Source organism: Agrilactobacillus fermenti (assembly GCF_021030645.1).
In the GTDB taxonomy this organism is placed as follows: Bacteria; Bacillota; Bacilli; order Lactobacillales; family Lactobacillaceae; genus Agrilactobacillus; species Agrilactobacillus fermenti.
Genome location: NZ_JACGCJ010000007.1, coordinates 86909 through 95576, shown reverse-complemented (window position 1 = coordinate 95576; position 8668 = coordinate 86909). Strand labels below are relative to the sequence as shown.

Genomic DNA, 8668 nt, shown 5'->3' with positions numbered 1-8668 from the left:
AGAATTCTTCGCCTTTGAACAAGCGTATTCACAAGAGGAACTAGCGCTTCAGATTTCACGTTGTATCGATTGGTATAACAACAAACGTCGCCAAGAAACACTTAACGGCATGACCCCCAACGAATATGGGTGCCATGCCGTTAAGAAAAGTGCATAAGCATTTTAATTATTTAAGTTGTCTACTTGACACGGAGTAGTTCCTTGAATCAATACCTTTTTATACTTATAAATTGGCTGATCAATAGCCCGCATGGTAATCGATCTGGTTACGGATCAAAGTACCATCCTTCATGAATTGGGCTAGATTGGGTTTAAATACATTAAAGAAAGCAATGCGAAAATGCTCTAACAAGCCTGAAGTGTGGGGCGTGATCAAAACATTATTCATTTGCCACAAGGGAGATGTTTGTGGTAATGGCTCCATCTCAAAAACATCCAAGGCAGCTGCTTTGATTTGACCATGGCTTAAAGCATTGATCAAAGCCGTCTCGTCTACTGAGGGGCCACGACCAACGTTAATAAACGTAGCCTGATGATTAACTTGTTCGAAAAATTGCGCATTAAAAAAATGATGGGTTGCTGTTGTTAACGGCATGACGTTAACAATGTAGGCTACATCGGCTAGTGAAGCTGCATAGCCCTGATCGTCAACGATTTGATCAAAATACGGTTGAGCTCGCCCACTACGATTGACCCCAATGACATGCATGTTAAAAACTTGAGCAACCTTGGCAATTTGCTGCCCAATATGTCCAGTTCCAAAAATCATCATTGTTTTACCATCAAGATTGACGATTTTTTGCGGATCTAAGCCATATCGGTGTTGTGTCTTAGCTGCGATAGCTTTGTCTAAAGCTCGCGCCCAATAGAGCAGATAGCCAAATACATTTTGGCTGATTGCTTGGGCGTGAATACCGCTAGCGCTTGAAACCAGAATATGCTTTTTAGCTAGTTGTGCCAATGGCAAATAATCTACACCGGCCGAGATCGTTTGCAGCCATTTTAATTTACTTTGGGGATCATTAAGTAATTGGGTCAAAAGTTTGGCATAAGTATTTTTATAGCCATAAATAATATTTATCTGCCGCAACTGATCTGCCACAAGAGCCTCGACTGGGATAATTGTTAGTTCAGGATAAGTTTGTTTTAGGAAAGTACTTTGTTCCGGTTTCAGGCTTTCCATGGTTAACATCGTCGTCATACACAGGCCTCCATTCAAATATTAGCTTAGTGCTTTTGGGCCCAGTATTGGAAGTAATCTGCTCTCAAGGCACCATTGTAAAGTTTACGCCGTTTGGTTGCTTTTGCACCAAAATAGTGTTCGAATTCGAGATCTGAGGTTAGAATATACTTGCTCCAAGTTTTCAATGGCCGAAAAACTTGGCCCAATTCTTTGTATAGTTCACGAGCACTTTCAGCGTCTTTTAGTCGCTTCCCATAAGGTGGATTGGTAACTAAGACGCCATCATCCTCATCAATATTCAAATCTTTTACAGCAATTTGTTTAAATTGAATGTCGTGGAGTACCCCTGCATTGCTGGCATTAACTTTAGCAATTTGAATCATATTTTGATCAATATCAGATCCATAAATCGTTAGTGGGTCTTGTCTGATCATTGTCTCTGCTTGAGCTTTAGCATCGCTCAATAGTTGACCATCAAACCAATCAAATGCTTCAAAAGCAAATTTACGAAGTCGACCTGGTGCAATATTATGTCCAATTAAGGCTGCTTCGATAGGTATGGTTCCAGAACCACACATTGGATCGCTAAAGGGCATGTCGGTATGCCAATTTGTTAATAAGATCAAAGCTGCAGCAAAGTTTTCTTTAATGGGTGCACCCCCTGCTTCGACACGATAGCCGCGTTTGAATAAACTATCGCCGGTTGTATCTAGTGTAAAACGAGCTTTATCTTTAGTGATGTTGATGTCAAACAAATAACGTGCCCCAGTTTCTGGAAAACGAGTACGTCGATGGTAAAAGCTTGCTAAGCGTTCGACCATAGCTTTTTTCGTAACCCCTTGAATATCTGGTTCCGAATGTAATTTTGAACGTACGCTGCGTCCCGTAACTGGAAATTGCGCATTCATTGGTAAGTATTCTTCTAAAGGGACTGCTTTGATACCTTGGAAAAGATCCTCAAAGCTTAAAGCTTTAAATTCTGCTAGAATAATTTTGATTCGGTCTGCGGAACGCAACCAGAGATTTGTGCGAACCACATCTTTTAAATCTCCTTTGAATAAAACACGCCCATTTTCTGTTGTTGTTTCATAACCCAATTGTTGTAACTCTTTAGCTGTTATTGCTTCTAAGCCAGAAGCCATGGTGGCCATTAACTGATATGTCATATTCGTCTCCTCATATAAAACCCGTTTTCATGTCAATAAAAAAAGAGGCTGAAACCAGCCTCTCACCCTATAAATCTCTATAAGCCATGTTCTGTTCCAGAAAGCCTTGGGAAAACTTTCCTTCAGTGATCATCTATCTGCTAATAATAGCTCCTGTAAGTCGTTCAGTTTCTTTTACAAGACGCCCCTACCAAAAGTTTGGGTTACTCGCTCATGGGGTTTACCGCGTTCCACTCGTCAAATTTCTAAGACGACTCCGTCACTGTGGCACTTTTCAGGTAATTCAGCATAGTCCCAAAGACCTTAGTTGAATTCTCCGCCGTCAGTCGATTTGACTGCCTTGGCTTATTGGGCCAAGCACAAACACTACAGGCATCGCAGCCTGTGCGGGCATGGACTTTCCTCAGCCTGCAAAAGCAGACCGCAATCACTCAAGATTTACTTTATCCATTATACAGAATATTAGAAACGATTCAAGTCATTATTATCATATCGATTGGGTGTATTGTTTTGGAATCTTGGATCAGGATCATTTTGGTCGAAACGATTGTTACCATAATTATTGTAATTACGATTTGCATTGGCTACTCGAGGGTCCGACACATTGTCATTAGGACGAACATTTGGATTAGAATTTAAATTTGGATTACCCATCCCATTATTTGCTGGTGCCGTTTGGGGCATAGCAGGAGTTGCCCGATTATTTACCGGGGCTTCAGGTTGATTAGGATAATTATTCTGCCGATTTTGAACGTTATTCGTAATCGTGTTTTGGTAACGGCCAGCTCGGTTCTCTTGACCAGCTAAATTCGGATTAGTATTAAAATTATTACCAGATGTGGCTGGTGTACCAGGTTGTGCCGGAGATTTTTGTTGTCCAAAGACATGACGTTCCAGATTTGACAGCCGTTTTAAAATATCATAATTTGAAGGTACATTGCCGTTAGTCGCATTAGGCTGGCCATTAGCCAATCCTTGCCCAGATGCTGCCTGTTTACTCAACTCATCAATACGTGAGATCAAACGTGCATTTTCCTGGTTTAATTGCTCTAATTGGGTATTATAAGTTTCATAATCTTTAATGACATCATCTAAGAATTCATCGACCTCTGCAGGATCATAGCCACGCATTTTTGTTTTAAATTCTTTTTCTAAAATTTCTTTAGGTCGTAAATTAATGTGTACTTGCGGACGATTGGCCTGCGAGTCTCTTCTTCCATCCATGTTTAAAAACACCTCATTTTAATTGAAAACAACTACTTAGTGACCAGTATACCAAAAATATTTTCTTTTCAAAACCATTATTGACTAAGAATCCTGGGAAATTTGGCGGCTTAAGTCTTCTAAATCATACATATCGATCAAATCAAGTGTATAATCTGATTGCGTTTGATACTTTAAAATCGCATCATAGTCATATTTGGGTTTGCCTGGATACTCGGGGTCGTAAAGCATCAGGGCACCATCTGTATGTTCAAGCATAAAGGTTTGATAACTTTTCAGCTGTTGCGGACTATGATAAGCTTTGGCACTTACATTGCCCGTAAAATCTGCCGTAGTCAAAATATTGTTTAGCTGGGTTTGATTGGCCTCATTCCAGTTATGTCCAAACTCCATGAAAGGCAGCATCGCAGCTACCCGTAGTTCAGGATAGTCCTGTTTTAGCTGTTGAGCAACTTGAATGGTCCATTGTTCACTTCCAAGCTGAGCGCCGGTGATGATCCAAGCTAAACCTTGATCAAGATAGGTCGTTAGTTGTTGTCGTAACGCGTATTTAATAATTCGAAGTTTTGGGTCTTTGTCATCGTAAACATTCAATTCATAATTACGATAACCTGTCACCCATAGATTTTCCAACAATTCACCTTCTCTGTTAAGATAGACTCATTTTTTTATGACAAATATATGAAATTAAAAAGTTTGTTTAAAATTTTTGTTATAATAGGACAACTGGAGCGTGACTGTCATGATAAAATATCCCAATGGACAGGCGTTTGAGCCTGTAGCACAATTAAAGCACGAACAATTTGTTAAAGCAAAGCAACAGAAAGTTGTTTTTGGCCATCGTGGTATGGCACTGGAAGATGAGATCAACAGTAGTAATGAGTACTACCGTAACCATGATACTGCTGTCGTTTATAAAAAACCAACTCCAGTACAAATCGTCCACGTCGATTATCCCAAACGCGCCAAAGCTGTCATCAAGGAAGCGTATTTTCGCCAGCCGTCTACAACAGATTATAACGGTGTTTATCAAGGTAGATATTTAGATTTTGAAGCGAAGGAGACTAAGAATAAGCGGTCGTTCCCTCTGAAAAATTTTCACCAGCACCAAATTGATCATTTCAAACGTTGTTTAAAACAACAGGGAATCTGTTTTGTACTCGTTAAGTTTGTTGCCTGGGAGCGTGTTTTTTTGTATCCAGCTACGAAATTGATCACAGCTTGGGAAGCACAACAACAGGGCGGCGCTAAATCAATTCAATTAACCGAATTTGAACATCACGGTTATGAAATTAAATATGCGATCCACCCTATTCTACCCTACATTCAAGCGGTAGAGCAATTACTTGATTATTTAAAGGAGTCAAATTAGTGAGTTCAAATAATACAAATAAAACAACGAAAAAAAACCACTTTTTTCGTAATACCATGTTAGTTTTACTCGGTTTGGTTTTGATTGTTGTTTGTATCTTTTTTTATCTTGGTCGACAAGCACCAGCTGTGACACAGGCTAAGCTGCAAAGTGGCGGTTCTTCGGTTATTCTAGATTATCGTGGCAACAAAGTAACCACTTTGGGCAATGAGAATCGGCAGTATACGACAAGTGACCAATTTTCGACCACGTTAAAAGATGCAGTTGTATCAATTGAAGATCGGCGTTTTTACCAAGAACCTTTTGGTATTAATCCAATTAGAATCGTTAAAGCCGGCCTTCATAACCTGACACATTCTGGTGCGCCCCAAGGTGGTAGTACTTTAACTCAGCAATTAGTCAAACTTTCTGTGTTTTCAACTAAAAAATCGGATCAGACATTTAAACGTAAAATACAAGAGGCTTATTTAACAATCAATGTTGAACGCAACTACTCTAAGCAGCAAATTTTAGAATTTTATATGAATAAAGTTTATTTAGCCAACGGTGTTTACGGCATGGGCACAGCAAGTGAATACTATTTTGGCAAAAAGCCCAGTGAATTAACCCTCGCCCAGGCAGCGTTACTTGCTGGTATGCCACAAGCGCCGAACACTTATGATCCGTATAAAAATCCTGATGCAGCTCAGCAGCGACGTGATTTAGTGATTGATGCGATGTTAGCTAATCATAAAATTTCACAGACTGATGCCACTGCTGCTAAGCAGACACCAATTAATTCTGGATTACTGCCGAAAAAAGATCCTGATCAAGATAATGACAATCGATATGTCACAGACAATTATGTTAAAGAAGTTATCAGCGATGTAAAGTCAAAAGGCTATGATCCTTACCGGGATAATCTAAAAATTAAGACGAATTTGCATTTAGATGTTCAAAAAGAACTCTACACCTTGGCTAATAATAGTTCGCTATTTCCAGATAACAAAATGCAGTTAGCCGGCACAATTGTGGAACCAGATACGGGCCACGTGATTGCCATGATCGGTGGTCGTAAGCAAGGTAATGTTTTGCTTGGATGGAATCGGGCAACTTCAACCAATCGCAGTAATGGGTCAACAATTAAACCGATTTTAGATTATGGCCCGGCAATTGAATATTTGAACTGGTCCACTTATCATTATGTCCAAGATACACCTTATACCTATGCTGGCACAGACATTGATTTGAAGGACTGGGATCATCAATACATGGACAATATTACGATGCGGAAAGCCTTAGCACAATCACGAAATATTCCAGCAATTCGGACGCTAGAAACAGTGGGTTTGAGTCGTGCAAAAGATTTTGCTTCGGGCTTAGATATTACTATCCCAGATAGTGCCGGTCTAAGTGTTGGGATCGGTGCAGATGTATCCACACTACAAGTTGCCAGTGCTTACGCGGCATTTGCCAATAATGGGGTCTATCAGAAGCCAGAATACGTTTCTCAAATCATAACAGCTGATGGGATGCAACATAATTACCAAAGTCAATCTAAGCAGGCGATGAAGGCCTCTACTGCTTACATGATTACCGATATGCTTAAAGATGTGATTCGTAACGGCACTGGAACCAACGCACAAATATCAGGCTTATATCAAGCTGGGAAAACCGGAACTGTACAATATTCAGACAAAGAAATTTCACAGAACCCTGCTTTGGCTAATTCAGCCAAAGATGCTTGGTTTGCTGGCTATACGAAGCATTACAGTATTGCGCTTTGGACCGGATATGATCAACCAGAGAAAAATGGGTTATCTATGTCGGAACAACAAATTCCAGTGTATTTGTATCGGCGTTTAATGAGTTCGTTATCAGAGAATGTTGAGAATACGGATTGGACCAAACCAACTAATGTTATTTCTGAAAACATCATTACTGGTACGAATCCACCGGTTATTGGAACTTCAGCCGTTGGTACAACTAAAGAGCTCTTTATTAAGGGGCATCAACCAACACTACGTCGCTCTAATGGTTCTTCAAGTCGTAGTTCACGGAGCAATGGTATGCCGTCTCGTTCAGGGGCAGTAGGCTCAGCTGATGAAGCTAGTACAAGTTCATCAAGTTCTTCTGAAACAGAAAGTGACTCGCGCGTCGATGAAAGTTCCCGAATTCAAGATGAACAAAGTCAATCTAGCAGCAGTGCTTCCAGTAGTTATTCAACTGAAGAAAATAATCAAACAACGCCCGACAATCAACCAGATACAAATATAAACCCAGCGACGCCACCAAACTATCACGAACCAGCAACACAAACAGTGCCTTGATTATTAGATGAAAAAAGAGACTGAACCGCTTAGTTAGGCAGTTCAGTCTTTTTGTATTATATTTACTTTGTGTTTACACGACGTTGTCCCTCTGCACAAATACTCAGCAAAGGACAAGTCTCACATTTAGGGTTACGCGCAGTGCAACGATAACGCCCAAATAAAATCATGGTATGATGGTCTATCACCCACTCGCCTTTCGGTAATTTTGCAGTTAGCGCCTGTTCGACCTCTTGAACCGAAGCACTTTTTTTGACAATCTGCAATCGCTTGGAAACTCGAGCAACATGCGTATCTACTGCAAAACCAGGAATACCAAAGGCGTCACCCAATACAACATTGGCAGTTTTACGCCCAACGCCAGGGAGTGATTCTAAATCTGTGTGGCTTTGAGGAACCTGGCCATCAAAGCGCGCAATAATTTGTTGTGCACACGCTTTTAAATGCTTGGCTTTATTGTGATATAAACCAATTGAATGGATATAAGATTCAATTTCTTGAAGATCAGCACTAGCTAGAGAAGCCGGGTCAGGAAAGCGATCAAATAAAGCTGGTGCAACCTTATTAACGGAAATATCGGTTGCTTGAGCACTAAGAATGACAGCCATTAACAAGTGAAATGGTGTATCCCAATTCAAAGCCCCTTGAGCATTTGGAAATTCAAGTTTCATTTGTTCTAACGCCCATAAAGTTTTGGCTTTTGATAACAAAGCGATGTTCCTCCCTCAAAAATCACTAGCTTAATACTGATTCCGCATATCTTTTTCACGTTGGACTTGTTCTTTCGTACGAATATTTTTCTTTTCCCAAGTCAGTAAGATTCGATCCATATATTTCAAAGAATAGACTTGGTTTAAAACAGCCTCACGCAGGGCTAATTCGATTAGATCAGGATCATAATGATCTTGGTTTAACCAAGCATCGATTGTCTGAATTTCAATTGGTGAAAGGACACGATTGAATTCGACCTCAATTTGTTTGAAAAGATTCTGACGCTTTAGCTGCACTTGTTTTTGACTATCTGTTTGCTGTGCCTGTTCTAAAACGAGTTTTAAACGGCGAAATAATGGTAGCAAATTATAATGATCAGTCTGAACATGTGCCGTAGGGTCTTCCTTAGTTTCAATTAAAACAAATTGTTTATTGATCAATTGTTGTAAAACCTGAAAAATTTGATTTTGCGGCCAACCAAGCGCAGATGCGATTTGCTGTGTGCTTGGAAAATCGATTTTTTGATCGTGAAATCGCAGCAGCGTTAGGTAAAGTAATAATTCGTCTCCGGAAATACTTAATTGACCAATGTGTTCTAATAGTAGATTAGGGACGCTGGTATTCCCATGTTCCAGGAGTGCCTCGGAAAAGTCAGCCATTAATCGAGTCACCTCTTTATATCATCTCAAAATAATTATGTGCA

8 protein-coding genes, 1 other RNA gene and 1 pseudogene are annotated in these 8668 nt (G+C 40.0%); 3 read left to right on the top strand and 7 right to left on the bottom strand.

Features of this window, described 5'->3' with window-relative positions; all coding sequences use genetic code 11:
• The coding region (locus FHQ08_RS12955) for an IS3 family transposase (RefSeq protein WP_269073862.1) at positions 1–157 on the top strand (157 nt) is incomplete at its 5' end.
• An 81-nt stretch (positions 158–238) separates the two neighbouring features.
• Here FHQ08_RS12955 and FHQ08_RS03880 read toward each other — a convergent pair.
• The 5 genes and pseudogenes from FHQ08_RS03880 to FHQ08_RS03860 form a co-directional block, all read right to left on the bottom strand.
• Positions 239–1201 (bottom strand): NAD(P)-dependent oxidoreductase, encoded by a 963-nt coding sequence (locus FHQ08_RS03880; RefSeq protein ID WP_230913082.1) that lies wholly within the window; start codon positions 1199–1201, stop codon positions 239–241.
• Between the two features lie 26 nt (positions 1202–1227).
• Positions 1228–2349, bottom strand: coding sequence for a THUMP domain-containing class I SAM-dependent RNA methyltransferase (locus FHQ08_RS03875; protein ID WP_230913081.1), 1122 nt, complete (start codon positions 2347–2349; stop codon positions 1228–1230).
• Between the two features lie 75 nt (positions 2350–2424).
• An RNA gene (rnpB, locus tag FHQ08_RS03870) (RNase P RNA component class B) lies at positions 2425–2788 on the bottom strand.
• 431 nt (positions 2789–3219) lie between these two features.
• Positions 3220–3573 (bottom strand): annotated as a pseudogene (gpsB, locus tag FHQ08_RS03865) (cell division regulator GpsB); the annotation flags it as partial.
• Between the two features lie 84 nt (positions 3574–3657).
• Positions 3658–4206 carry a DUF1273 domain-containing protein gene (locus FHQ08_RS03860; RefSeq protein WP_230913080.1) on the bottom strand — a complete coding sequence of 183 codons (549 nt, stop codon included), beginning with the start codon at positions 4204–4206 and terminating at the stop codon, positions 3658–3660.
• Between the two features lie 109 nt (positions 4207–4315).
• Here FHQ08_RS03860 and recU point away from each other — a divergent pair, with 109 nt between their 5' ends.
• Positions 4316–4945 carry a Holliday junction resolvase RecU gene (gene recU / locus FHQ08_RS03855; RefSeq protein WP_230913079.1) on the top strand — a complete coding sequence of 210 codons (630 nt, stop codon included), beginning with the start codon at positions 4316–4318 and terminating at the stop codon, positions 4943–4945.
• Positions 4945–7254 (top strand): PBP1A family penicillin-binding protein, encoded by a 2310-nt coding sequence (locus tag FHQ08_RS03850; RefSeq protein WP_230913078.1) that lies wholly within the window; start codon positions 4945–4947, stop codon positions 7252–7254. Before recU ends, FHQ08_RS03850 begins: the two co-directional genes overlap by 1 nt.
• A gap of 62 nt (positions 7255–7316) precedes the next feature.
• Here FHQ08_RS03850 and nth read toward each other — a convergent pair whose 3' ends face one another.
• Together nth and FHQ08_RS03840 are read right to left on the bottom strand one after the other, a co-directional pair.
• Positions 7317–7964 (bottom strand): endonuclease III, encoded by a 648-nt coding sequence (gene nth, locus FHQ08_RS03845; RefSeq protein WP_230913077.1) that lies wholly within the window; start codon positions 7962–7964, stop codon positions 7317–7319.
• Positions 7965–7994: 30 nt separating this feature from the next.
• On the bottom strand, positions 7995–8624 hold the full coding sequence (locus FHQ08_RS03840; protein ID WP_230913076.1) for a DnaD domain-containing protein: 630 nt from the start codon (positions 8622–8624) through the stop codon (positions 7995–7997).
• Positions 8625–8668: the final 44 nt, after the last annotated feature.

What these genes read in the sequence shown, in the direction of transcription:
- FHQ08_RS03880 (WP_230913082.1), bottom strand. Translation starts at nt 1,201, where the DNA reads ATGACGACGATGTTAACCATGGAAAGCCTGAAACCGGAACAAAGTACT.
- FHQ08_RS03875 (WP_230913081.1), bottom strand. Translation starts at nt 2,349, where the DNA reads ATGACATATCAGTTAATGGCCACCATGGCTTCTGGCTTAGAAGCAATA.
- recU (WP_230913079.1), top strand. Translation starts at nt 4,316, where the DNA reads ATGATAAAATATCCCAATGGACAGGCGTTTGAGCCTGTAGCACAATTA.
- FHQ08_RS03840 (WP_230913076.1), bottom strand. Translation starts at nt 8,624, where the DNA reads ATGGCTGACTTTTCCGAGGCACTCCTGGAACATGGGAATACCAGCGTC.